The following is a 24,289-nucleotide window of genomic DNA, read 5'->3' as shown; positions in this document are numbered from 1 at the left end:
AGTTTTTCGCGAGCAAGCTCGCTCCTACAGGTTTTATTGCGGTTTGCGGTAGCTGTTGATGATCGCCGAGAAGTCCTTGCCACCCTCCCCGCGCTGGCTCATCGCCTGATACAACTGCTGGGCCACTGCGCCGAGCACCACCGGTTGGTGCGCCTGACGTGCCGCTTCCGTGGCCAGCCCCAGATCCTTGAGCATCAATTCAGCACCGAACCCACCGGTATAACCGCGCGAGGCCGGCGCCGTTTCGACGATGCCCGGCCACGGGTTGTACATCTCCGAACTCCAGCAACGCCCCGTCGAACTGTTGATGATCCCGGCCAGCACCGAGGTGTCGATCCCCAGCGCATCACCCAGTGCCATGGCTTCACTGACGCCAACCATGGAGATCGCCAGCAGCAGGTTGTTGCAGATCTTGGCGATTTGCCCGGTGCCGACTTCGCCACAGTGGACGATGTTGCGGCCCATCTGTGCCAGCACCGGTTGCAGGGTAGCGAACAGCTCCGGCGTGGCGCCGACCATGAAGGTCAGCGTCCCCGCCGCCGCACCACCAGTACCGCCAGAGACCGGCGCATCGGCCATGGCCACGCCCTGCTTGGCCGCGGCTGCCGCGACATCACGCGCCGTTTGCGGATCGATGGTGCTGCAATCCACCGCCGGCACGCCTTTGGCAATCCCCGCCAGCACGCCGTCTTCACCCAGCCACACGCTGCGTACATGCACCGCGGCGGGCAGCATGGTGATCACCAGTTCTGCGCCTTGCGCCGCTTCACGGGCGGTGGCGCTGATGGTGCCTCCCAGTTGCTCCAGCTCGGCCAGAACGGTTTTGTTCAGATCGACCAACCGCAACGCGTGACCGGCCTTGATCAGGTTGCGCGCCATCGGCGCGCCCATGTTGCCGAGACCGATAAAAGCGATTTTCATGTCCGGCTCCTTAACGCAAGTTGATGGTGGTGTTCACACCGTCGTTGACGCTGTCGTCATCGAACCAGCGGCTGGTGACGGTCTTGGTCTGAGTGTAGAACTGCACCACTTGCTTGCCATACGGACCGAGGTCGCCGAGCTTCGAACCGCGCGAACCGGTGAAGCTGAAGAACGGCACCGGCACCGGAATCGGGATGTTGATGCCGACCTGGCCGACGTCGATTTCGGTCTGGAATTTGCGCGCCGCCGCACCACTCTGGGTGAACAGGCCCGTGCCGTTGCCGAACGGGTTGGCGTTGACCAGTGCGATGGCCTCGTCGAGGGTATTCACTTCGAGCACCACCAGCACCGGGCCGAAGATTTCCTGGGTGTAGATCTGCATCTCGGTGGTCACACCGGAGAACAGGGTCGGGCCAACGAAGTTGCCCTGCTCGTAGCCGGGAACGCTGATGTCGCGTCCGTCCAGTTCCAGCTTGGCGCCTTCCTTGATGCCGCTTTCGATCAGGTCGAGAATCCGCGCCTTGGCGCGCTTGGAAATCACCGGGCCTACGTCGGTGCCCGGCTCACTGCCGGCATTCACTTTCAGTTTCTGCGCCAGCGCTTTCAGGTCGGGCAGCCATTGTTTGGCCGCGCCCACCAACACCACCACGGATGTGGCCATGCAGCGTTGACCGGCCGCGCCGAAACCGGCGCCGACCAGCGCATTCAGCGCTTGTTCGCGGTTGGCATCCGGCAGCACCACGGCGTGGTTCTTCGCGCCCATCATCGACTGCACGCGCTTGCCGTGTTTGCCGGCCAGGTCGTAGACGTGGGTACCGACCGCGGTCGAACCGACGAAGGAAACCGCCTTGATGTCCTTGTGGGTGCACAGCGCATCCACCACATCCTTGCCGCCATGAACCACGTTGAGCACGCCGGCCGGAACGCCGGCTTCAAGCGCCAGCTCCACCAGCAGCATGGTCGACAGAGGGTCCTGTTCCGACGGCTTGAGCACGAAGGTGTTGCCGCAGGCGATGGCCATCGGGAACATCCACAGCGGAATCATCGCCGGGAAGTTGAATGGGGTGATGCCGGCGCACACGCCGATTGGCTGGCGCAGGGTGTAGGTATCGACACCGCCGGCGACGTTTTCGGCGAACTCGCCCATCTGCAGCGAGCCGATGGAGCAAGCATGTTCGACCACTTCCAGGCCGCGGAAAATATCGCCTTCAGCATCGGCGATGGTCTTGCCCTGTTCGCTGCTGAGCACCACGGCAATGCGTTTGGAGTGCTCGCGAATCAACGCCTGGAGCTTGAGCATGATGCGCATGCGCGCGCCGATCGGCGTCAGTTTCCAGGTCTGGAAAGCGCGGTGGGCGGCACTGATCGCGGCGTCGACTTCCTGCGCGGTGGCAAACGGAACCTTGGCCAGCACTTGCTGGGTGGCCGGGTTGACGATGTCGTGCCACTCGGTGGTCTGGGATTCGACCCACTCGCCGTCGATCAACAGCTTGACCTTTTGCACAGTGGTTTCATTGGGCGTGAGCGATGCGTTCATGCTGGTCTCCTGGACATTGTTCTTATTCAGAGAGCTTTCAGGGGAGAAACTCGCCTGGGGATGAGACGGGCGTCGCGATTTGGTTGTCGGACTGTTTTTGGAGTATAGATGTGCAAACTTCTAATAAGAACGCACATAAAAGCCGGTCCATCATGCAAAAAAACATCACGTCCTTAGGCTCGCTGAACTGGGATGACCTCAAGTTTTTCCTCGAAGTCGCCCGCACCCGCAAGGCCAGCACCGCGGCCAAGCGCCTGGCAGTCGACTACACCACCGTGTCGCGGCGCATCAGCTCGCTGGAGGCGGCGCTGGGGACTTTGCTGTTCGAGAAATCCCGGACCAGCGGTTTCGTCCTGACCGCCGAAGGCCAGCGTTTGCTCGGTTACGCCGAGTCGATCGAAAGCACGCTGCACATGGCTTGTGAACAGGTTTCCGGTTCCGGCGTGGCGCTCTCCGGGCACGTACGGATGGGCTGCACCGAAGGTTTCGGCAGCTTTTTCATCACCCCGCAATTGAGCCATTTCGTCGATGCCTACCCGGCGATCTCGGTGGACATCCTGCCGCTGCCGCACTTCATCAGCCTGTCCAAGCGCGAGGCGGACATCGTCATCGCCCTGGAGCGCCCGGAGCATGGCCCGTACGTCTGCTGCAAACTCTGCGACTACAAGTTGCAGCTGTACGCGACCCAGGACTATCTGGACAAGCACCCACCGATCCGCCGCCCGGCAGACTTGGGCAAGCATTCATTCATCAGTTATGTCGACGACCTGGCCTTCAGCTCGGAGCTGCTGTACCTCGCCAACGTACTGCCCGGCGCCAGCGCCAACCTGCGCAGCACCAGCGTGATCGCACAGTTCGTGGCGGCGCAGCAAGGCAGGTCACTGGCGATTCTGCCGTGCTTCCTCGCGGCGCAGGATCCGCGCTTGCTGCCGGTGTTGCCGGAAGAGATCAACATCACCCGGCAGTTCTGGATGTACTGCCGGGAGGACCTGAGGAAGCTCAAGCGGATTACCCTGTTGTGGGATTACATCAGGGAAGTGACAGAGCAGAATCAGGGATTATTGATGGGCGAACGCCGGGACATGCTGTTCGCTGACTGACAGTTCTTCAAGGAATCAGATAGAGGAATCCTGAGGAGGTCAGCAGACCCTTTACCGATAGTTTGTACCAGCGCTTGACACCCAATTCGTAACAACTGCTTTCAGACCCTCGCCGCCACTGAATGGCCAATGCTAGCCCCCAACAAATGAACATTCAGCATGGCATTTGAGAACTGTCCCTCAGACCGTCCTACAGACACGCCGAACTAGCATGGGATAGCGTCCCGTCGCACTTACCAAATGGCGAAACAGGGATCGAGCCGGTTCCTGAAGGGAGGTGTCATGGCGGTTGAAAACCTCTTCCCGAATTATCTGGGATGCTCTGGAATAGACGGCAACAGGCTACATGCCGAGGCAGCAGAGGAAGCAAAGGCCGCGTGGGCCAGAACAGTGGCGGCGAACGAAAGGAACGAGCGGGAAGCTGACGCACGCAGGAATACGATCAAGAAGCGGAATGAAATGGCCCCACGCGAATGCGTTTTCGCCAAGAGTTGCACGTTGCCAGATGGGACCATTAACTACACCAGCCCCAGCGGAGCCATCCCCACCGATCCGATTAGCCAATATGGCGAGTTTGCCTTGCTGGGTGGCCGTGAAACGGATGCACAAGGAAACACACCTCTCAAAAAAATCAGTGGTGCACTATCCGCATCACTGGGAACACTTTTATTGGGCGGCGCCGCTGCTACCTTTAGCGGTATGTCTTGTGGCGGTCTTTGCACAGCTGGTGCTGTGGCTTCCGGGGTTACTACCGGTGTTGCTGCTGGAGCACTAACGGGAGTGGTTGCATTGCTGTGGCCATCCAGCTTGGGCGACAGCAGCTTATATACAGAAGAACAGCTCCAGTCACTCAAGCACGCCCGAACACGTGTTCGCCTGCACGTTGAGCCGCAAGCCGATGGCACCCTGAAGGGTTACGGGTACAACACCCAGAAGCGCCGTGACTGGGAAATGATTCCGGTAGTCCAGTTCGTTGCTCAAGGCTCCCAGCAAGTGGCTGACTTTGGTGACGGTGTAACCTTGATTTGGACACCAGCCGCTGACCCGTCCAGCACTTTAGGAATTCCAGCGTTAGAAGGCGCACCACAGGCGCCGCAGATCTGGATTTATCCGCCCACCGAACAGGCTGATAACATCATCGTCAGTCCGATTTACCCTGACGCGTACAAAGACGCCATTCTGGTATTCCCGGCTGATTCTGGTGTGCCGCCGTTGTACATCGTGATGAATGTTCGCAGGAGCTCCGGAACCGTAACCGGTCAAGGCGAGGATGTGGTTGGTATCTGGCTTGTTGGGGCGAGTTCGGGAGTAGGAGTTCCGATACCTGCGGACGTGGCGGACGCATTGAGGGGACGTGAATTCAAAAGCTTCGACACATTCAGAGCCGCACTTTGGAAAGCTGTCTCAGGATCAGCAACAGCGGATCAGTTCGTCAAACAAAGTGTTGGCCGTATGCTTACAGGTCGGGCTCCGCGTGTTCGAAAAGCCGATAGAGTCGGAGGCAGATTGTCTTACGAGCTGCACCACCTCGAAAAAGTATCAGAGGGCGGTGGTGTGTACGACGTGGATAACCTGCGAGTTAACACACCGAAAAACCACATCGATCTTCACCGGAACGAATAGGCCCAACATGACGGACACACTAATGAAAAACTGCTTCTCTGAGTACACAGAAGCGGAGTTCATCAAGCTGCTGCAAGAGCTCGCCAAGGAAGACGAACAAGCCGAAAACGATGACCGTGCAGACTTGCTTTTGTTGCACTTCGAGAAGGTAAGCGAGCACCCGGCAGGGTCAGACTTGATCTACTACCCAGAGCCGGGAGCAGATAGCTCCCCTGAAGGCGTGACGCAGATTGTAAAAGAATGGCGTGCCGCTCAAGGCTTACCGGGATTCAAAGAATAATCACTGGACTGTGAGAGATCATATGGAGCTTCGACCTGATCTAATGCCGCCAGTGCTGCATGAATCTTTGGTCACTCGACTGACGAAACTGTTTGAACAAATTGATTGCGGACATCCCCATGCACCTAGCGCCTTAAAGGCCTGAAGAATTCACGGATCTCCTCAGCCAGAATGTCGGGCTGCTCCAATGCTGCGAAATGGCCGCCCCGCGGCATGTGCTCCCAACGTTGGACGTTGAAGACACGCTCAACCCAGCTGCGTGGAGGCATGGGAATTTCTTTCGGAAAGACCGCCACGCCCAACGGCGTTTCCACACGCTCGCCGGCTTCGAAAATGAGCGGATTTTGTCGGTTTTCTTTGTATAGCCTCAAGGTTGCTTGAATGCTTCCGCTGAACCAGTACAGGGCTATGTCGCTAAGCAGGGTGTCAAACGGCACCACGTGTTCAAGATCCCCGGAATGATCCACCCACGCGTGGAATTTCTCGACGATCCATGCCGCGAGCCCCGCTGGCGAATCCGCCAATGCGAAAGCCAGGGTTTGGGGTTTCGTACTGTGCAATGTCGCATAGGCACCTTCGATTGCTGCGAACTGAGCGCTGCGAGCCAGGAAACCCTGCTCGTCCTCGCTCAAGGCACTTTGTTCTCCCTCCAGAGATGGCCTGAAGCTTCCCGGAATGTAGTTGAGATGGGCGCCGATCAAATGGGGACCGTGGTTGCGTGCGAGCCACATCGAGACGCCGGCGCCAATATCGCCTCCCTGAGCCCCAAATCGGTCGTAGCCCAGTTCACCCATCAGCGATGCCCACAGGCCTGCGACCTGCTTCGAACTGATGCCGGCTCTGGTCGGAGCGGGAGAGCATCCGTAGCCGGGTAGAGAGGGCACCACTACATCAAAGGCATCGGCGGCGTCCCCGCCGTATTTCGCCGGATCCGTGAGAAGGGGAAGCAACCGTTCCATCTCTAGAAAGGAGCCCGGCCAGCCGTGAGTGATGATCAGCGGCAAAGGCTTGGGCCCGACACCCCGCTGATGCACGAAGTGAATTGTCTGGCCGTCAATTTCCGCCAGGAATTGTGGCATTCGATTGATTCGCCGCTCCTGGCTTCGCCAATCAAAGCGGTTACTCCAATGTTCCAGTAGACGCTGAAGAAAAACGGCATCGGTGCCGTCATCCCAGCTATCGGCGGCCAACGTGTCTGGCAGGCGTAAAGCGCGCAGGCGTCGATGGAGGTCGTCTAGCTGCTCGGTGGAAACAGCCAGCTGGAATGGGCGGATGGACATGACGATTCCCTGCGTGAGGAGACGCTCAGGGTAGGGCACTGTTCCACGATGCCGCAATCGTAAATCGTGTGGGTCGGGGATAGCGAACGCCAGGACACGCTGTTCGCCAACTAATCCGCACTCACCACAATCGACACGCGGCGGTTTTCGGTCCGACCGGCCGCGCTGTCGTTGGACGCAACAGGCTGACTGCTGCCGAGGCCGCGAAGCTGGATGTTCTCTTCTTTCATACCCACTGCGGCCAATACTTTGCCGACGCTTTTCGCGCGGCGCAGGGACAGCGTTTCGTTGTAAGACTCTTTGCCCGACGCGTCGGTATGACCGTCGACCCGTACCCGCTCGATCCCGACACCCAGCAATGCCTTGCCAATGCGCTCGACGATCTCGGTGCTCTGCGGATTGAGGCTTTCGACGTCGCTGCCAAACAACACTTTGCCGGACAGGCCGAAGGCCCAGCCTTCGTCGGTCAATTCGAAACCTTGCTGCTTGAGCACGGCGACCTGGGCCGGGGTCAGGCCTTTTTGCGGCGCCGTCTGGCAACCGGTCAATGCCAGCACCGCCATGAACAGGGTGATGGTGAAAAATCGCAGGGGAAGTGAGAACACGGGCATTAGCTCCTGGTTTGAACATCGGCGACAGGGTGCTCCGACCCTGAAGTGTGTTGCGCCCCTCTGGCGAGGCGTTTGGCTTGGTACATGGCGGCATCGGCGGCATTGAGCAGCGCGCCCGGTGTCGCGCCATGATCGGGGTAAACGGCGATGCCGATACTGAGAGAGGTCAACACCTGGCTGGTCCCTGGCAGCGGGATAGGCACTTCCATGCTCGCGAGGATTTTGTCGGCAATCCGCTCGGCGTCTTCGGTCTTGTGCAACGGGGTCAGCAGTACGGCGAATTCGTCACCGCCGAGGCGCGCCACCAGATCTTCCTCACGCAACTGCGAACGAACGCGATCGGCCACCGCCACCAGCACCGCATCGCCGGCGGCGTGACCGAAATTGTCGTTGATCTCCTTGAACCGGTCGCTGTCGAGGAACAGCACCGCCACTCGTTCGTTGAGCTTGCTGGCGTTGCGCAGTGAACGCATCAACCGGCCTTCGAAAAACGCCCGGTTCGGCAGGCCGGTGAGGCTGTCATGGCTGGCCTGGTGAGCCAGGGTTTCGTTTTCGCTTTGCAGGTGGGTCTGCCAGGATTCGAGCTCATCGAGCAGGGCATTGAAGTCGTTGCCGAGGTTATCGAGTTCGGCGATCTCGGCGGGGGGAACGCGGCGGTCGAAGGCCCTTTCGCTGCGCGCGGCGTGAGCCACGGAAGCCAGGCTGCGCAACGGGCCGGTAATCCCGCGCAACTGGCGGCGTGCCAGATACAGCGCCACCCAGGCGCTGATGGCCGTACACAAAATGATCCCCACCAGACCGCTGAGCAGGAAGCGCATCAGGCTGCCACCATGGCCGGTGAGCTGGATGCTGCCGACTTCGCGGTTCTGGTGGACGATCGGCATGTTGATCGGTTTTTCCAGAAAGGCCTTGGCCAACTGCATTTCAAGGTCCGAGAACAATCCGGTTTCCGGCCGCTGCCAGCGGGCCAAGAGCTTGCCATGCTGATCCAGCACTTGGGCATCGGCCACTTCTTCGGTGGAAGCGATCAACGCCAGCGCTTCGGTGGCGGCTGCCTTGTCGTTGAACACCACCGCGGCTTCGACGGTGTAGTTGATGGAGCGTGCGATCAAGTGCAGGTTGTGGTCGGCATAGACCCGCAAGGCCAGCACGCCCAGCAATGTCAGTGAGACACTGGCCATGGCCACGCCCACCAATGCCACGATCAAATGACCGCGACCGATGACCGAGCGCAAGGTCGGGCGACTGTCCGGTTTGAATAACTTCATGGTGCCGCCGGCTTGCGGCGAGACAGCTGAAGTACGCTGGGGTGAATCCGTACGCCGCTGCGTGCTACAGAATCGAGGTTGACCTCAAAGGACACTTGCTCATCGCCGACCCGCAGGCAGAAGAGGCTGCCGACGGTGCATTGGTCATCGCTTTCGCTGATGCTCAGCACGGGGCGCCCCACCAGCGATGTGAACAGCTGGCTGCGTTCCTCGCTGGTCAACTTACCGATGTAGACCGCGTCGCACTCGCTGACGATCGATGGGTTGTCGGCCAGCAAGCGGCGCACGGTGACGGGGCGGCCAGTGGCCTGGGTCGTGCCCTTGACCAGATCGTCGGTGTATTCGGTGGGACCGACGATGCACAACCGCAGTTGTTCTGGCTCAACCGGCCAACGGGCATAACTGAGGATTCCGAGAACCACCTGCGTAACCGATTGGGCACGCTGATCGGCCATGCTTGGCGAGATCTGCACTTGCGCTGAAACGTATCCACTGAGCAAACAGAGAAAGCCTGCCAGCACGATTTGCTTGTAGCCAACAATGCGCCCTGCCGTCCTGACAGCCACCTTCATGCAGGGATTCTCTTCGATCGCAACGGAATAATGCCGCAACGATAGCACAGCACCGAAACACCCGCGAGGCCGCACCAGCCGGGCCTTGCAGCCATTTTTCTGGCGCCGGAACGGCGACCCTCAATCCACGGAGGGCGCCACCTCGTCCAGTTCCAGCATCAACCCGCTCAAGCGCTTGACCTTGCGTCGCACGGCCTCTTCAAACACGCCGCTGCGAGGCTCGATCAAGGTGAACCAATGCTTGGCGCGGGTAATGCCGGTGTAGATCAGTTCCTTGGTCAGCACCGGATTCAGCGCATCCGGCAAAATCAACGCCGTGTGGGCGAACTCGGAGCCCTGGGATTTGTGCACGGTCATGGCGTACACGGTTTCGACATCATTGAGTCGGCTCGGCAGGACAAAACGCACGCCGCCCTGACCGTCGTTGCGCGGGAACGCCACACGCAGCACCTGACGCCCTGCCTCGGGCCCCTCGCGCTCCGGCAGTTTGAGCGCGATGCCGATGTCACCGTTCATCAAGCCCAGGCCATAGTCGTTGCGAGTCATCAACACCGGCCGACCTTCGTACCATTGCTGGTTGCTGTCGATCAGCCGGGCCTTGAGCAACGCCTCGGTCACGCGCTGATTGAGCCCTTCCACGCCCCATGGTCCCTTGCGTACGGCGCACAGCAGCTGAAAGGCGTCGAAGGCTTGCAACACTTCACGCGCCCAATCGCTCCAACACGCATCATCGAGAGCGCTGCCGAGGGGCGGCCGCCGGTTTTTCAGCAGGCTCAGATAATGCCGATAACCTTGCGGCCCATCGCCATGGCCTTCGAGTAATAGGCGTTCCAGTGCCCGGTCCTGTTCGCCCTTGAGGGACAGGCCAAACACATCGTCGTGGCTTCGAGCCGCCAACAATTTGCGCGCTTCTTCAGGCTGTTGCTGGTTGACCCAGCGCGCCAGCAGGCCAATCCCGCTGCCCTCGCCGAACCGCCGCGAATGACGCAGCATCACGACCTGCTGAGCCAGGGGATGAGTTCCGTGAGTGTCTTCGTGCAGGCCGCTGGTGCCGAGGTTTTCACCGCTGACCGCTTCCAGCCACTCACGCGTCTGTGGGCTGTACCAACCCGCTTCGGCGTCACGGCACAAATCGCCCAGCACGGCGCCGGCTTCCACCGACGCCAGTTGATCCTTGTCACCCAGCAGCACCAGGCGAGCATGAGCCGGCATCGCATCGAGAAGATTGGCCATCATCTCCAGGTCGATCATCGACGCTTCGTCCACGATCAGCACATCCAGCGGCAAGCGATTGTCGGCGTGATGGCGGAAGTGGCGGGTACCGGGACGACTACCAAGCAGACGGTGCACCGTGGTGACGTCAGACGGAATTTTTTCTCGCACGATCTCGGCGACTTCCAGCGTCCGGACCTGCTGGCTGATGGACTCCGTCAGCCGCGCTGCGGCTTTACCGGTGGGCGCCGCAAGACGGATGCGCAACGGTTTGCCAGCTTCCACCGCTGGCGCCTGGAGCAATGCCAGCAAGCGCACGACCGTGGTGGTCTTGCCGGTCCCGGGACCGCCGGTGACGATGCTGAACGCGCTACGGGTGGCCAGGGCACAGGCGAGTTTCTGCCAGTCGATCACTTCGCCTGGTCGGGCCGGGCCGAACAGGCCCGTGAGACGCTGGAGCAAATCATTCGGCGTGGATTCGTGTTCCGCCAGACGCAGGCGCAACGCATCATCGATACGGCGCTCGTAAGCCCAATAGCGGCGCAGGTACAGACGCTTCCCCGACAACACCAGCGGCCTTTGTTGCGCCGATTCGCTGCCATCGGCCGCCAATGCCACCAGCCTGCTGGCGGCCAGGACCTTGCACCAATGAGGGCCGTCCAGTGATTCCAGCAGCTGTGAAGGCAGCAGCATCGCGCCACTTTGCAGATCGCCTTCCGGCGGCAGCGACAAGGCGAAGTCCGGTTCCTTGAGGGTCTCGAACAGATCCAGACAGACGTGACCGTGACCCAATTGATGGCTGGTCAATGCCGCTGCCAGCAGCACCAATGGATCATCGTCGGGCGCCAGTTCGTGCAGGAAGGCCACGAAGGCCTTGTCCAGCGCTCGCAACCAGCCGCGCTCGACCCAGCGCGTGAGCAAAACCAACAAATCGTCGGCACGACTCAACGGCATCAGCCTGGCCAGGCTTTCCGCTGCCAACGGAGTAGGCAACAACTCGGCGAAGGTGCGGCTCATAGCAGTACTCCCTGTTCCCAGGCCGGTTCAGCCTTGGGTTCCGCCTTGCCCTGGAACAGCCGGTCAAGACGCTCGATCAGTTCCCTCGGCGGACGGGCGAAATACACGCCCTGGCTGGCCGCACGGGTACCGCGCAGGAACAGGTACAACGCGCCACCGACATGCCGGTCGTAATCGTAATCGGCAAGCCGCGCCTTGAGCTGACGATGCAGGGCCAACAGGTACAGCACGTATTGCAGATCGTAGCGATTGTCCAGGATCGACTGCTCCATGGCCTGCTCGGTATAGGCCATGTCATCGACACCCAGCCAATTGGATTTGTAATCGGCGACGTAGTAGCGACCATCGTGCTCGAACGTCAGGTCGATGAAGCCTTTGAACATGCCGTTGAGCAGGACCGGCTCAGCCGCGACCCGGGCCACACCGTTGTGGGTGTGCTGGCGGACCAGTTCATCAAGCTTGAGCACATCGACCTTGTGGCTGGCGAACCAGAACTCCATCTCGACCCGGTACTGTTTCAACTGCTCAAAAATCACCGGCGACTGACCGGCACCGATGTGCAGCGGGGATTTCAGCAGGTGCTGCAACCAGTCGCTCAGCGTGGTGATCCAGCCTTCCCAGCCTCGCCGATTGCAGCGACGGGCGATCGCGTCTTCCACGGTTTGCGGGGTAGCAGCGAACCCTTCGTCACCGGCCCACTCAAGCAAGCCATGGAGAAAGGTGCCCGGATTCGGGCCGCGCGGGAATCGATGGATATCCGCGCCGCCCGCGACCATTTCCCGTGGTGCTTCGGGATCGAGGCGCTCATCGTCGAACAGCTTTTGCGCTTGCGGATTTTCCGGCGCTTCATCACTGCCCACGCTGAGAATGTCACCAATGCGCAGGGCACTGTAGGAGGCAATCCACCAGTTTTCACTGGCCTTGCGCTTCGGAATCAGCGGGGCGAGCAAGGTCGCGTCGTTTTGCGGCGGATGGTAATGCTCGTCGGTCTTTTCCGGCATTTCGCTGTAGTGCAGCGCCGGACAGTCTTGCTGCAAATCTTCCAGCCAACGCTTCAAGCCCTGCGACTCGGCCAATGGTGCCCCGCCGCCCAACAGATAACCCAGCGCCGAGAGGTGCAGCACCGAGCTGTTGTTATTGCCGCGTTTGAGGTCGGTGACGCCGAGCCAGCAAGCATGTTGCGCCCGGGTCAGCGCCACATACAGCAGACGCAGATCCTCGGCCAGCCGCTCGTCATCGGCCAGCGCGATCAACTCAGGTGTGGGTTTCAGGGTCACCTGAGCGTTGCCGCTTTCGTCGTGGTAATGCAGCGGCAAACGGCTGCCGTCCACTGGTTTAGCCGAGCAAATAAACGGCAAAAATACCAGCGGGTACTCAAGCCCCTTGGACTTGTGAATGGTCACTACCTTGACCAGTTGCTCATCACTTTCCAGGCGCAAAATCTGCTCTTCACCCGCCTGGCCGGACAACGCCAGGTGCTCGGACAAATGCCGGATCAGCGCTTGCTCGCCATCGAGTTCGGCGGCTGCCTGTTGCAGCAACTCGGACAGGTGCAGCAGGTTGGTCAGCACCCGCTCGCCGTCGTTGCGCGAAATCAATGCCTGGGGCAATTCGAAGTCATGCAGCAAGCGTCGCAGCATCGGCAGCACGCCTTGTTTGCGCCAAAGCTCACGGTAACCACGGAACTGCATGACCCGGGATTCCCAGGCCAGTTCGTCCTGATTCAACTGCTCTAGCTCGGCCAGCGACAGGTTCAACGTGATGCTCGCCAAGGCGGCCCGCAACGGACGTTCGACGTCCGGCTCGGCGCAGGCCTTGAGCCAGGTCAGCAGGTCGTGCGCTTCCTGGGCGGCGAACACCGAGTCCTTGTCCGACAGATAAACACTGCGCACCCCTCGGCTGGAAAGTTCGGCGCGAACCGCCTGCGCTTCCTTGCCGTCGCGCACCAGGATCGCGATATCCGCCGGCAACAGGCCCCTGAAGTCCTTGCCATCCTGAATGAAACCCGCCCGACCTTGTTGCCCGCCGTTAAGCAACGCCGTGATTTCACTGGCACACGCGGCGGCCAGTTGCTGTCGGTATACCGCACCGGACAGCGGTTGCTCGGCGGACAGATGCCAGATGTTCAGCGCGGGGACGACCTGCCCTTCGATATTCAGAACTTCTTTGCGACCTTGGGAGGCGACCGGCAGGAACGGCACCGGGTTCTCGCCATTCTTTTCCCGAAACAGAAACGCGCCCCGACCGCTCTCGCGCAATTCGGCGCGCTCGAACACATGGTTGACCGCACCGACCATGCCGTGGCTGGAACGGAAGTTGGTGCCCAGCGTATGCAGTCGGCCAGCGGTGGCCTGGCGTGCGCGAAGGTAGGTGTAGATGTCGGCACCGCGGAAGGCATAGATCGCCTGCTTGGGATCGCCGATCAGGAACAGCCCGCATTCAGGGTTGTTGTCTTCAATGCGATAAATGCTTTCGAAGATCCGGTACTGCACCGGGTCGGTGTCCTGGAATTCGTCGATCAACGCCACCGGGAACTGTTCGCGGATCAAGGTCGCCAGGCGTTCACCGCCCTCGGATTGCAACGCCGCGTCGAGGCGCAGCAGCATGTCGTCGAAACCCATTTCTGCACGACGGCGCTTTTCTTCCTCGAACCGTGCGCCCACCCATTGGGCGGCGTGTTGCAGAACCGCGGCATCGGGGGTCGGCAATCCATCGAGACGAACCTTGAGGCCGGGCATGGCATCCAGTCCCGGATGACGGGGGACTTCGCCTTTTTTCCAGGCTTCAGCCATGCCATCGGGAGTCAGGCGAGTGAAGCCGGTACCGATATCCAGCTGCTCGAGTGTTTCGTCCTCGGCCCAGGCTTTCAGCTTTTCAAACCAGGGTTCGAAGTAGCGTGGTTGCATCTTGCGCCCATCGACATTCTTGCTCGCAACACCCTCGTGACAGATCGCAAGCAACTCGTCCGCCCACTGACGCCACGGCATCTTGAGTTCGATCAAGGCTGCCCTCCGCTCCTGCAGGCACTCGGTGATCAGCTCCGCAGGCTCTTTGCCTTCGACGTTGTTGCGTTCGCTGGCGAACAAGCCTCGCACTCGTGGCAACAGGGCTGCCGGGCCGCCCCAATTGCTGCGCACCCAATTCAGCGCATCGCCTTGCATGGGGTAGCAGAACAGACGCCAGTAGTCGCGAAGAACCTCACCAAGCAGATCACTGTGATCGGTTTCCAGCGTCTGGGTAAACAGGCTGCCGCTGTCGAAGGCGTGCTCGCGCAACATGCGCTGACACCAACTGTGGATGGTCGAGACGGCCGCTTCGTCCATCCACTGTGCCGCGATGTCCAGACGGTTCGCGCAGCCAGGCCACTGTTCGGGTAGGTACTGTTCACGCAGCTCGGCGATGAGAGCATCCGGTGGCGGAGTTTCATCGCGGAAAAACCGCGCGGCTTCTGCAAGGCGGGTCCGGATCCGTTCGCGCAACTCCTTGGTCGCGGCGTCCGTGAAGGTCACGACGAGGATCTGTGGCGGCAACAACTCACGGCCAAAGCCGCTCGACTCCCCGCCGTGACCGAGGACGAGGCGCAGGTACAGCGCGGAGATGGTAAAGGTCTTCCCGGTCCCGGCACTGGCTTCGATCAACTGGCTGCCGCGCAACGGGAATGCCAGGGCCAGCGGTGTCTTCGCGGTCATGAGCGCGCCTCCTCGCTGGTCAATGAACGCCAGGGGGCTTCGAGCATCGGTTTGTACAAGGCATTGCACCAATCGGCGAAGGTCTCGTCGGCGACCAGTTCGTCATAGTCTGCAAACTGCCGGGCGAGCGCGGGACTTTCCCGGCGTTCGCCGTCCGTGGTCTGGCCATCGCCTTCGTAGGCTTTGCGAGCAGCGGCATCGGCCTTGGCGGGATCGGTCTGGGCGAGCCAGGCAAACGCGGTTTTCACCGCAATGGGCAGCGGCTGACGCATGCCCGCTTGCCAGGCCACCAACAGGTCGCTCAGCATCCGGGATGCGCTCTCTTTTTCAATGGGGCCCAGTAACAAGCTGTCGTCACTGGCCACAAGCGCAGTGGTCATCGCCATGTCGCTGGCGCAGGCAACCAGGTGATTGACCCACGGGCGTGTCAGGCGATGCCATTTGCGAGACTTGATCGAACCGATGCTGTTCGGGATCGTGGTGACCGACAGCAAGCTACCGTCCGCGCGTTGGTGCAGGCCACTGAGCCAACCTTCCAGGCGCAGACCTTGAAGCTCAAGATTGACCGGCAGCGCGCTCGCCAGTGGCGTCGGCCATAACGCCAGAAGCTGTTGATAGCGTTGCAACAGATCCGGCAACGGCTCGATCAACTCGCGTTGCAGACATTCGCCGAAACCGGCCATGGGCAGCAGTCCACTGTTTTGCAGGCGTTTGGCCTGCGCCTCCAGTACCTCTTCCGCGTGCTCAAGTTGCCCCAGCGCCGCGCCGAGCAAACTGTCGCTGAGGCTATAGCGTTGCAATGCGTCGAGGACAAAGGGTTCTTCATCGGCCAGTGGTACTTCAGCGGCTTCGAAGAATACCTTCAGCCGCTGGCTGAAAAAATGTCGCACAGGGTTGCGCAGGAAATCCTGCAACTGGCCGAGGCTTAACGGCTCTTCCTGAACGTAAGGGGCGAGGATGTTGTGATCGGGTGCTGACTCAACAGGATGATGAAGCACCTGCCATTCGTTGGCGAAGCTGAACAGCTCATCGCCTTCATGGAAGTAACGGGCGCTGAAGGGTTGCAGTGGATGCTCCTGAGTCATGGCCTCGAGCAGATCCTCATCGGCATTGTGCAATCGCCAGCCACTGGCCAGATGGTCACGCAACTGGCCAATCAATACCGAGGCGGGTCGCTCGCTGTTGTCGCGAATGCTGCGTCCAACCCAGCTGATATAGAGCTGGTCACGTGCGGACAGCAACGCTTCCAATAACAGATAGCGATCATCTTCACGACGCGAACGATCACCCGGTCGGTAGTCGCTGCCCATGAGGTCGAAATCCAGCGGCGGTTGCGCGCGCGGGTAATCCCCGTCATTCATGCCAAGCAGGCAGACCAGTTTGAACGGGATCGCACGCATGGGCATCAAGGTGCAGAAGTTAACCGCACCAGCGAGAAAGCGTTGGGACAGGCGCCCCTGATCAAGACCGGCGAGCCAGGCTTCACGGACGACCGTCAGCGGCAACTCGTCATGCAAACCGACAGACTCACAGGTCTCCAGCCAGGTTTCGCGTAGCTCTTCCAATTGGGCCAACAGGTAGTCGTCATGTTCGTTACTGGCCTGGAAAAACAGCTGCACCAGCGCTTGCAAGCGCGCGCCCCATTGCTTGGGCGGTGCCGGTTCAGAGAGTTCCTGATGGGCAATTTCCAGCGCATCCAGCAGTGCAACCAGCGGGCCGATGAGCGCAGCGTCCAGACCGCCGATTTCGTCATAAGGCTCGATGCCTTCGCAGGCGATGCCGCTTCCTACGGCGTAGCCGAGCAGCATCCTTCGCAGGCCGAATCGCCAGCTGTTTTGCTCCAGCTCCTGCGGCAACCCCAGGCCCGCCCGTTGCTCGGCATTCATGCCCCAACGAATGCCGGCGCCTTCGATCCAGCGATGCAGAGTCGGCAAGTCACGCTCTTCCACACCGAAGCGCGCGCGCAGGGCGGGAACGTCCAGCAAATCGAGGATTTCGCTGACGGGGAAACGGCTGTCAGGCAGCTTGAGCAAGTGTTCGACGGCGATCAGCAGTGGATCACGGCCACGTTGCCCCTGGTCAGCAAGGGTAAAGGGGATGAAGCGCGGGTCATGGCGTTCAAGCTGACCAAAAACAGCACGAATATGCGGCGCGTAACTGTCGATGTCCGGGACCATCACGATGATGTCGCGAGGTCTCAGATCAGGGTCAGCGCTAAAGCGGGAGAGCAATTGATCGTGAAGGATTTCCACTTCGCGCTGGGCGCTGTGGGCAATGTGAAAGCGGATGGACTGATCGGCTTTTATATCGACTGCTGGCCAGCGCTCTCGGGTTTCATTCAACGGACGCAGTTCGAGAATGTCGTCCTGTAATTGATTGAGCATGTTCAGTGGTTGGCTGTCACTGAACAGGTCGATTCTGCCGTCACGGAATGCCGATCGATAGCTATTGGGATCGTCATAACTGTCGAGCAGATTTATGTAGTCCCGGCCCTGTTTGCCCCACGCGGCCAACAGTGGATGGGCGTGCTGGTGCAGGGTTTGCGGATCCAGCACGACCGGCATGCCACTCTTGCGAGCCTGGCGTTTGTACTGATGCCGCAGCAGGTCTTTATCGGCGACGATGTCCGCCCAATGGTGGCGACATGGGTTATGTACACAAAGCAGGACCTGACTGAAGCGAGCCAGCCCGGCAAGGGCTTCCAGCGCCTGGGCGGGAAGTGAGGAAATCCCGAAAACGATGACTCGTGAAGGGAGTCCGGCAGGCGCAACGTCGAGGCTGTTGATACGCTCGATAAACCGTTGATGAACGCCGGCACGGCTTTGCGCCATGCCTTGTTCACCGACATCCAGTAACAGTGCGCGCCATAGTTCCGCTTGCCAGCAGTTGGCAGGAGTCAGCGGTTTTGCTTCGCCCCGACCGCTGCGTAATTGATGACGACCCTCTGCCCAGTCTTCGAGCCAGTCGGCGCGGTACACCTGATATTGGTCAAACAGGTCAGCCAGACGCTCGGCCAGTTGATAGCGTTTGCGTAAGTCAGAGTCATGGCTCAGGAAACGTTGCAGAGGCTCGAAGTGCCGCTGGTCGATCAGCTGCGGAAGCAGGCGCATGAGGCGCCAGGTCAACGGGGCTTTATCGAGCAGGGATTTCGCCGGGATTTCATCTCGTCCAAGGACCATGCGATAGAGCTGCCACATGAAGCTGCCCGGCAACTGCACGTCGATCGCTGCGGCGATGCCGCAGCCGCCCATGTCATCCTCTTCCGGGTCTTCAGCCAACGCGAGCTTCAGCCACTGGGCGATGCCGTTGCTTTGTACCAGTGCGATTTCATTTTCCAGGGGAGCCAGCGGGTACCGCCGCATCCAGCTGACCACCAGGCTGCGCAACTCGTCCAGGCGGTTGCCGTGAACCACCATAAAACCAGCACTGAGGGACGTCGCGTCCGGCATAAAGGCTTCCTTGGAAAAATACAAAAGCTAGGGCCGAACCTTAGCATTGTCGGGAGACTGTGACAGCCGGGAGCCGTCCGGGTTTGCTGTACGAACTTTCCTGCGGGCAAAACAAAACCCCAACTGCTTTCGCAATTGGGGTTTCGAAATTTAATCTTGACGATGACCTACTCTCACATGGGGAAACCCCACACTACCATCGGCGATGCATCGTTTCACTGCTGAGTTCGGGATGGGATCAGGTGGTTCCAATGCTCTATGGTCGTCAAGAAATTCTTGAGCTGACGCGTCTTGCGACGTTCCAGCGAATTGGGTATGCGATAGTTTGTGTGTTTGTTTCTCGAACTTTCGGTTCGTTTCGTCTTCACACACCGCAATCTGGTGCTCTTTCGCTTTTCAGCTCAAAGCTTGCAAATTGCTTGGGTGTTATATGGTCAAGCCTCACGGGCAATTAGTATTGGTTAGCTCAACGCCTCACAGCGCTTACACACCCAACCTATCAACGTCGTAGTCTTCGACGGCCCTTCAGGGGACTCAAGGTCCCAGTGAGATCTCATCTTGAGGCTAGTTTCCCGCTTAGATGCTTTCAGCGGTTATCTATTCCGAACATAGCTACCCGGCAATGCCACTGGCGTGACAACCGGAACACCAGAGGTTCGTCCACTCCGGTCCTCTCGTACTAGGAGCAGCCCCTCTCAAATCTCAAACGTCCACGGCAGATAGGGACCGAACTGTCTCACGACGTTCTAAACCCAGCTCGCGTACCACTTTAAATGGCGAACAGCCATACCCTTGGGACCGGCTTCAGCCCCAGGATGTGATGAGCCGACATCGAGGTGCCAAACACCGCCGTCGATATGAACTCTTGGGCGGTATCAGCCTGTTATCCCCGGAGTACCTTTTATCCGTTGAGCGATGGCCCTTCCATACAGAACCACCGGATCACTAAGACCTACTTTCGTACCTGCTCGACGTGTCTGTCTCGCAGTCAAGCGCGCTTTTGCCTTTATACTCTACGACCGATTTCCGACCGGTCTGAGCGCACCTTCGTACTCCTCCGTTACTCTTTAGGAGGAGACCGCCCCAGTCAAACTACCCACCATACACTGTCCTCGATCCGGATAACGGACCTGAGTTAGAACCTCAAAGTTGCCAGGGTGGTATTTCAAGGATGGCTCCACGCGAACTGGCGTCCACGCTTCAAAGCCTCCCACCTATCCTACACAAGCAAATTCAAAGTCCAGTGCAAAGCTATAGTAAAGGTTCACGGGGTCTTTCCGTCTAGCCGCGGATACACTGCATCTTCACAGCGATTTCAATTTCACTGAGTCTCGGGTGGAGACAGCGCCGCCATCGTTACGCCATTCGTGCAGGTCGGAACTTACCCGACAAGGAATTTCGCTACCTTAGGACCGTTATAGTTACGGCCGCCGTTTACCGGGGCTTCGATCAAGAGCTTCGCGTTAGCTAACCCCATCAATTAACCTTCCGGCACCGGGCAGGCGTCACACCCTATACGTCCACTTTCGTGTTTGCAGAGTGCTGTGTTTTTAATAAACAGTCGCAGCGGCCTGGTATCTTCGACCGGCATGAGCTTACGGAGCAAGTCCTTCACCCTCACCGGCGCACCTTCTCCCGAAGTTACGGTGCCATTTTGCCTAGTTCCTTCACCCGAGTTCTCTCAAGCGCCTTGGTATTCTCTACCCAACCACCTGTGTCGGTTTGGGGTACGGTTCCTGGTTACCTGAAGCTTAGAAGCTTTTCTTGGAAGCATGGCATCAACCACTTCGTGTTCTAAAAGAACACTCGTCATCAGCTCTCGGCCTTAGAATCCCGGATTTACCTAAGATTCCAGCCTACCACCTTAAACTTGGACAACCAACGCCAAGCTGGCCTAGCCTTCTCCGTCCCTCCATCGCAATAACCAGAAGTACAGGAATATTAACCTGTTTTCCATCGACTACGCTTTTCAGCCTCGCCTTAGGGACCGACTAACCCTGCGTCGATTAACGTTGCGCAGGAAACCTTGGTCTTTCGGCGTGGGTGTTTTTCACACCCATTGTCGTTACTCATGTCAGCATTCGCACTTCTGATACCTCCAGCAAGCTTCTCAACTCACCTTCACAGGCTTACAGAACGCTCCTCTACCGCATCACCTAAGTGATACCCGTAGCTTCGGTGTATGGTTTGAGCCCCGTTACATCTTCCGCGCAGGCCGACTCGACTAGTGAGCTATTACGCTTTCTTTAAAGGGTGGCTGCTTCTAAGCCAACCTCCTAGCTGTCTAAGCCTTCCCACATCGTTTCCCACTTAACCATAACTTTGGGACCTTAGCTGACGGTCTGGGTTGTTTCCCTTTTCACGACGGACGTTAGCACCCGCCGTGTGTCTCCCATGCTCGGCACTTGTAGGTATTCGGAGTTTGCATCGGTTTGGTAAGTCGGGATGACCCCCTAGCCGAAACAGTGCTCTACCCCCTACAGTGATACATGAGGCGCTACCTAAATAGCTTTCGAGGAGAACCAGCTATCTCCGAGCTTGATTAGCCTTTCACTCCGATCCACAGGTCATCCGCTAACTTTTCAACGGTAGTCGGTTCGGTCCTCCAGTTAGTGTTACCCAACCTTCAACCTGCCCATGGATAGATCGCCCGGTTTCGGGTCTATTCCCAGCGACTAGACGCCCTATTAAGACTCGCTTTCGCTACGCCTCCCCTATTCGGTTAAGCTCGCCACTGAAAATAAGTCGCTGACCCATTATACAAAAGGTACGCAGTCACCCAACAAAGTGGGCTCCCACTGCTTGTACGCATACGGTTTCAGGATCTATTTCACTCCCCTCTCCGGGGTTCTTTTCGCCTTTCCCTCACGGTACTAGTTCACTATCGGTCAGTCAGTAGTATTTAGCCTTGGAGGATGGTCCCCCCATATTCAGACAAAGTTTCTCGTGCTCCGTCCTACTCGATTTCATGACTAAGAGATTTTCGCGTACAGGGCTATCACCCACTATGGCCGCACTTTCCAGAGCGTTCCGCTAATCTCAAAGCCACTTAAGGGCTAGTCCCCGTTCGCTCGCCACTACTAAGGGAATCTCGGTTGATTTCTTTTCCTCAGGGTACTTAGATGTTTCAGTTCCCCTGGTTCGCTTCTTAAGCCTATGTATTCAGCTTAAGATACCTAACTTATGTTAGGTGGGTTCCCCCATTCAGACATCTCCGGATCAAAGTCTGTTTGCCGACTCCCCGAAGCTTTTCGCAGGCTACCACGTCTTTCATCGCCTCTGACTGCCAAGGCATCCACCGTATGCGCTTCTTCACTTGACCATATAACCCCAAGCAATCTGGTTATACTGTGAAGACGACATTCGCCGAAAATTCGCGATTAAACTCACAAATTTTACCTTAGCCTGATCCGTTACCAGTGAAAGTAACGTTCAGTCTATCTTTCTATCACATACCCAAATTTTTAAAGAACGATCTAGCCAAAGACTAGAAATCAACATTCACCATGTCACCATGGAATGCTCATTTCTAAGCTTTCAACAAACAGAAGCAGTAGTGGTGGAGCCAAACGGGATCGAACCGTTGACCTCCTGCGTGCAAGGCAGGCGCTCTCCCAGCTGAGCTATGGCCCCGTATTGCTACAGGATCCCACACAAAAATTGGTGGGTCTGGGCAGATTCGAACTGCCGACCTCACCCTTATCAGGGGTGCGCTCTAACCAACTGAGCTACAGACCCAATTTCGGGCTGCTTCTTATCGTCTTCTTCAATGAATCAAGCAATTCGTGTGGGAACTTATGGAGCAGCTGATGTCGTCGATTAAGGAGGTGATCCAGCCGCAGGTTCCCCTACGGCTACCTTGTTACGACTTCACCCCAGTCATGAATCACACCGTGGTAACCGTCCTCCCGAAGGTTAGACTAGCTACTTCTGGTGCAACCCACTCCCATGGTGTGACGGGCGGTGTGTACAAGGCCCGGGAACGTATTCACCGCGACATTCTGATTCGCGATTACTAGCGATTCCGACTTCACGCAGTCGAGTTGCAGACTGCGATCCGGACTACGATCGGTTTTATGGGATTAGCTCCACCTCGCGGCTTGGCAACCCTCTGTACCGACCATTGTAGCACGTGTGTAGCCCAGGCCGTAAGGGCCATGATGACTTGACGTCATCCCCACCTTCCTCCGGTTTGTCACCGGCAGTCTCCTTAGAGTGCCCACCATTACGTGCTGGTAACTAAGGACAAGGGTTGCGCTCGTTACGGGACTTAACCCAACATCTCACGACACGAGCTGACGACAGCCATGCAGCACCTGTCTCAATGTTCCCGAAGGCACCAATCCATCTCTGGAAAGTTCATTGGATGTCAAGGCCTGGTAAGGTTCTTCGCGTTGCTTCGAATTAAACCACATGCTCCACCGCTTGTGCGGGCCCCCGTCAATTCATTTGAGTTTTAACCTTGCGGCCGTACTCCCCAGGCGGTCAACTTAATGCGTTAGCTGCGCCACTAAGAGCTCAAGGCTCCCAACGGCTAGTTGACATCGTTTACGGCGTGGACTACCAGGGTATCTAATCCTGTTTGCTCCCCACGCTTTCGCACCTCAGTGTCAGTATCAGTCCAGGTGGTCGCCTTCGCCACTGGTGTTCCTTCCTATATCTACGCATTTCACCGCTACACAGGAAATTCCACCACCCTCTACCATACTCTAGCTTGTCAGTTTTGAATGCAGTTCCCAGGTTGAGCCCGGGGCTTTCACATCCAACTTAACAAACCACCTACGCGCGCTTTACGCCCAGTAATTCCGATTAACGCTTGCACCCTCTGTATTACCGCGGCTGCTGGCACAGAGTTAGCCGGTGCTTATTCTGTCGGTAACGTCAAAACAGCAAAGTATTAATTTACTGCCCTTCCTCCCAACTTAAAGTGCTTTACAATCCGAAGACCTTCTTCACACACGCGGCATGGCTGGATCAGGCTTTCGCCCATTGTCCAATATTCCCCACTGCTGCCTCCCGTAGGAGTCTGGACCGTGTCTCAGTTCCAGTGTGACTGATCATCCTCTCAGACCAGTTACGGATCGTCGCCTTGGTGAGCCATTACCTCACCAACTAGCTAATCCGACCTAGGCTCATCTGATAGCGCAAGGCCCGAAGGTCCCCTGCTTTCTCCCGTAGGACGTATGCGGTATTAGCGTCCGTTTCCGAACGTTATCCCCCACTACCAGGCAGATTCCTAGGCATTACTCACCCGTCCGCCGCTCTCAAGAGAAGCAAGCTTCTCTCTACCGCTCGACTTGCATGTGTTAGGCCTGCCGCCAGCGTTCAATCTGAGCCATGATCAAACTCTTCAGTTCAAACATCTTTGGGTTTTTAAGAAACCCTAAACTTGGCTCAGCAATCGTTGGTTACATCTTTGATTTCTCGCGGAGTAACTTGTGATGCTGATAATCTTGTTGACTATCAGTCTGACTCCACAAGCACCCACACGAATTGCTTGATTCAGTTGTTAAAGAGCGGTTGGTTAAGATCTTTCGTCTCAACCGAGGCGCGCATTCTACAGCAGCCTCTGTTGCTGTCAAGCGGTTATTTTCAGAAGTTTTCAAAGTTTCCTTTGCAACTTCAACCACTTGCGCTTCCGATCTCTCGTTAGCGGGAGGCGAATTCTACAGCGTTACTCGCTGCTGTCAACACCTCTTTTTCTCCGCTTTCGACCGAGAAGATCGAACC

Annotated in this window: 12 protein-coding genes, 2 tRNA genes and 3 rRNA genes; 3 read left to right on the top strand and 14 right to left on the bottom strand. The window is 58.3% G+C overall.

Translation table 11 applies throughout. From position 1 onward, the window contains the following. Nucleotides 1-33 precede the first annotated feature (33 nt). Together mmsB and ACF6ZU_RS16275 are read right to left on the bottom strand one after the other, a co-directional pair. Nucleotides 34-921, bottom strand: coding sequence for a 3-hydroxyisobutyrate dehydrogenase (gene mmsB, locus ACF6ZU_RS16280; RefSeq protein ID WP_392885179.1), 888 nt, complete (start codon nucleotides 919-921; stop codon nucleotides 34-36). Nucleotides 922-931: 10 nt separating this feature from the next. Then, the gene (locus ACF6ZU_RS16275; protein WP_392885178.1) at nucleotides 932-2,458 is read right to left on the bottom strand and encodes a CoA-acylating methylmalonate-semialdehyde dehydrogenase; all 1,527 of its coding nucleotides are present in this window, start codon (nucleotides 2,456-2,458) and stop codon (nucleotides 932-934) included. A 152-nt stretch (nucleotides 2,459-2,610) separates the two neighbouring features. On the opposite strand from ACF6ZU_RS16275, the gene ACF6ZU_RS16270 reads away from it, so the two are divergent. The 3 genes from ACF6ZU_RS16270 (at nucleotide 2,611) to ACF6ZU_RS16260 (ending at nucleotide 5,461) form a co-directional block, all read left to right on the top strand. Further along, complete coding sequence (locus tag ACF6ZU_RS16270) at nucleotides 2,611-3,558, top strand: LysR family transcriptional regulator (protein WP_214380530.1); 948 nt, start codon at nucleotides 2,611-2,613, stop codon at nucleotides 3,556-3,558. Nucleotides 3,559-3,840: 282 nt separating this feature from the next. After that, the gene (locus tag ACF6ZU_RS16265) at nucleotides 3,841-5,181 is read left to right on the top strand and encodes an S-type pyocin domain-containing protein (RefSeq protein ID WP_392885177.1); all 1,341 of its coding nucleotides are present in this window, start codon (nucleotides 3,841-3,843) and stop codon (nucleotides 5,179-5,181) included. A 7-nt stretch (nucleotides 5,182-5,188) separates the two neighbouring features. Further along, entirely contained in the window at nucleotides 5,189-5,461 is a 273-nt protein-coding gene (locus ACF6ZU_RS16260; protein WP_392885176.1) for a bacteriocin immunity protein, read from the top strand. Between the two features lie 125 nt (nucleotides 5,462-5,586). Here the strand turns inward: ACF6ZU_RS16260 and ACF6ZU_RS16255 are convergent, their stop codons facing one another. The 12 genes from ACF6ZU_RS16255 to ACF6ZU_RS16200 all read right to left on the bottom strand — a co-directional run bounded on the left by ACF6ZU_RS16255 (nucleotide 5,587) and on the right by ACF6ZU_RS16200 (nucleotide 23,916). Next, nucleotides 5,587-6,741, bottom strand: a complete 1,155-nt coding sequence (locus ACF6ZU_RS16255) for an epoxide hydrolase family protein (RefSeq protein WP_392885175.1) — start codon at nucleotides 6,739-6,741, stop codon at nucleotides 5,587-5,589. A gap of 110 nt (nucleotides 6,742-6,851) precedes the next feature. Next, nucleotides 6,852-7,352, bottom strand: a complete 501-nt coding sequence (locus tag ACF6ZU_RS16250) for an OmpA family protein (protein WP_392885174.1) — start codon at nucleotides 7,350-7,352, stop codon at nucleotides 6,852-6,854. Further along, complete coding sequence (locus ACF6ZU_RS16245) at nucleotides 7,352-8,620, bottom strand: diguanylate cyclase domain-containing protein (protein ID WP_392885173.1); 1,269 nt, start codon at nucleotides 8,618-8,620, stop codon at nucleotides 7,352-7,354. Before ACF6ZU_RS16245 ends, ACF6ZU_RS16250 begins: the two co-directional genes overlap by 1 nt. After that, nucleotides 8,617-9,192 (bottom strand): YfiR family protein, encoded by a 576-nt coding sequence (locus ACF6ZU_RS16240; RefSeq protein WP_392885172.1) that lies wholly within the window; start codon nucleotides 9,190-9,192, stop codon nucleotides 8,617-8,619. The genes ACF6ZU_RS16245 and ACF6ZU_RS16240 overlap by 4 nt, the downstream gene beginning before the upstream one ends. Nucleotides 9,193-9,312: 120 nt before the next feature. Then, entirely contained in the window at nucleotides 9,313-11,421 is a 2,109-nt protein-coding gene (gene recD, locus ACF6ZU_RS16235) for an exodeoxyribonuclease V subunit alpha (protein WP_392885171.1), read from the bottom strand. Further along, nucleotides 11,418-15,110, bottom strand: coding sequence for an exodeoxyribonuclease V subunit beta (recB, locus tag ACF6ZU_RS16230; RefSeq protein WP_392885170.1), 3,693 nt, complete (start codon nucleotides 15,108-15,110; stop codon nucleotides 11,418-11,420). The genes recD and recB overlap by 4 nt, the downstream gene beginning before the upstream one ends. Beyond that, nucleotides 15,107-18,559, bottom strand: coding sequence for an exodeoxyribonuclease V subunit gamma (gene recC, locus ACF6ZU_RS16225; RefSeq protein ID WP_392885169.1), 3,453 nt, complete (start codon nucleotides 18,557-18,559; stop codon nucleotides 15,107-15,109). Before recC ends, recB begins: the two co-directional genes overlap by 4 nt. Nucleotides 18,560-18,713: 154 nt before the next feature. Continuing rightward, nucleotides 18,714-18,829: ribosomal RNA gene (rrf, locus tag ACF6ZU_RS16220) — 5S ribosomal RNA — on the bottom strand. 160 nt (nucleotides 18,830-18,989) lie between these two features. Continuing rightward, nucleotides 18,990-21,881, bottom strand: a 23S ribosomal RNA gene (locus tag ACF6ZU_RS16215). Between the two features lie 235 nt (nucleotides 21,882-22,116). After that, nucleotides 22,117-22,192 (bottom strand) — tRNA-Ala (locus tag ACF6ZU_RS16210). Between the two features lie 28 nt (nucleotides 22,193-22,220). Next, nucleotides 22,221-22,297: transfer RNA gene (locus ACF6ZU_RS16205), tRNA-Ile, on the bottom strand. An 82-nt stretch (nucleotides 22,298-22,379) separates the two neighbouring features. Continuing rightward, a 16S ribosomal RNA gene (locus ACF6ZU_RS16200) occupies nucleotides 22,380-23,916 on the bottom strand. Together the 16S, 23S and 5S rRNA genes with 2 tRNA genes alongside form the textbook arrangement of a ribosomal RNA operon. Nucleotides 23,917-24,289: the final 373 nt, after the last annotated feature.

Origin of the sequence: Pseudomonas migulae (genome assembly GCF_043225285.1) — a bacterium.
Taxonomy (GTDB): domain Bacteria; phylum Pseudomonadota; class Gammaproteobacteria; order Pseudomonadales; family Pseudomonadaceae; genus Aquipseudomonas; species Aquipseudomonas migulae_C.
This window is presented reverse-complemented; position numbering and strand designations above follow the sequence as displayed.

What these genes read in the sequence shown, in the direction of transcription:
- mmsB (WP_392885179.1), bottom strand. Translation starts at nt 921, where the DNA reads ATGAAAATCGCTTTTATCGGTCTCGGCAACATGGGCGCGCCGATGGCG.
- ACF6ZU_RS16275 (WP_392885178.1), bottom strand. Translation starts at nt 2,458, where the DNA reads ATGAACGCATCGCTCACGCCCAATGAAACCACTGTGCAAAAGGTCAAG.
- ACF6ZU_RS16270 (WP_214380530.1), top strand. Translation starts at nt 2,611, where the DNA reads ATGCAAAAAAACATCACGTCCTTAGGCTCGCTGAACTGGGATGACCTC.
- ACF6ZU_RS16265 (WP_392885177.1), top strand. Translation starts at nt 3,841, where the DNA reads ATGGCGGTTGAAAACCTCTTCCCGAATTATCTGGGATGCTCTGGAATA.
- ACF6ZU_RS16260 (WP_392885176.1), top strand. Translation starts at nt 5,189, where the DNA reads ATGACGGACACACTAATGAAAAACTGCTTCTCTGAGTACACAGAAGCG.
- ACF6ZU_RS16255 (WP_392885175.1), bottom strand. Translation starts at nt 6,741, where the DNA reads ATGTCCATCCGCCCATTCCAGCTGGCTGTTTCCACCGAGCAGCTAGAC.
- ACF6ZU_RS16250 (WP_392885174.1), bottom strand. Translation starts at nt 7,352, where the DNA reads ATGCCCGTGTTCTCACTTCCCCTGCGATTTTTCACCATCACCCTGTTC.
- ACF6ZU_RS16245 (WP_392885173.1), bottom strand. Translation starts at nt 8,620, where the DNA reads ATGAAGTTATTCAAACCGGACAGTCGCCCGACCTTGCGCTCGGTCATC.
- ACF6ZU_RS16240 (WP_392885172.1), bottom strand. Translation starts at nt 9,192, where the DNA reads ATGAAGGTGGCTGTCAGGACGGCAGGGCGCATTGTTGGCTACAAGCAA.
- recD (WP_392885171.1), bottom strand. Translation starts at nt 11,421, where the DNA reads ATGAGCCGCACCTTCGCCGAGTTGTTGCCTACTCCGTTGGCAGCGGAA.
- recB (WP_392885170.1), bottom strand. Translation starts at nt 15,110, where the DNA reads ATGACCGCGAAGACACCGCTGGCCCTGGCATTCCCGTTGCGCGGCAGC.
- recC (WP_392885169.1), bottom strand. Translation starts at nt 18,559, where the DNA reads ATGCCGGACGCGACGTCCCTCAGTGCTGGTTTTATGGTGGTTCACGGC.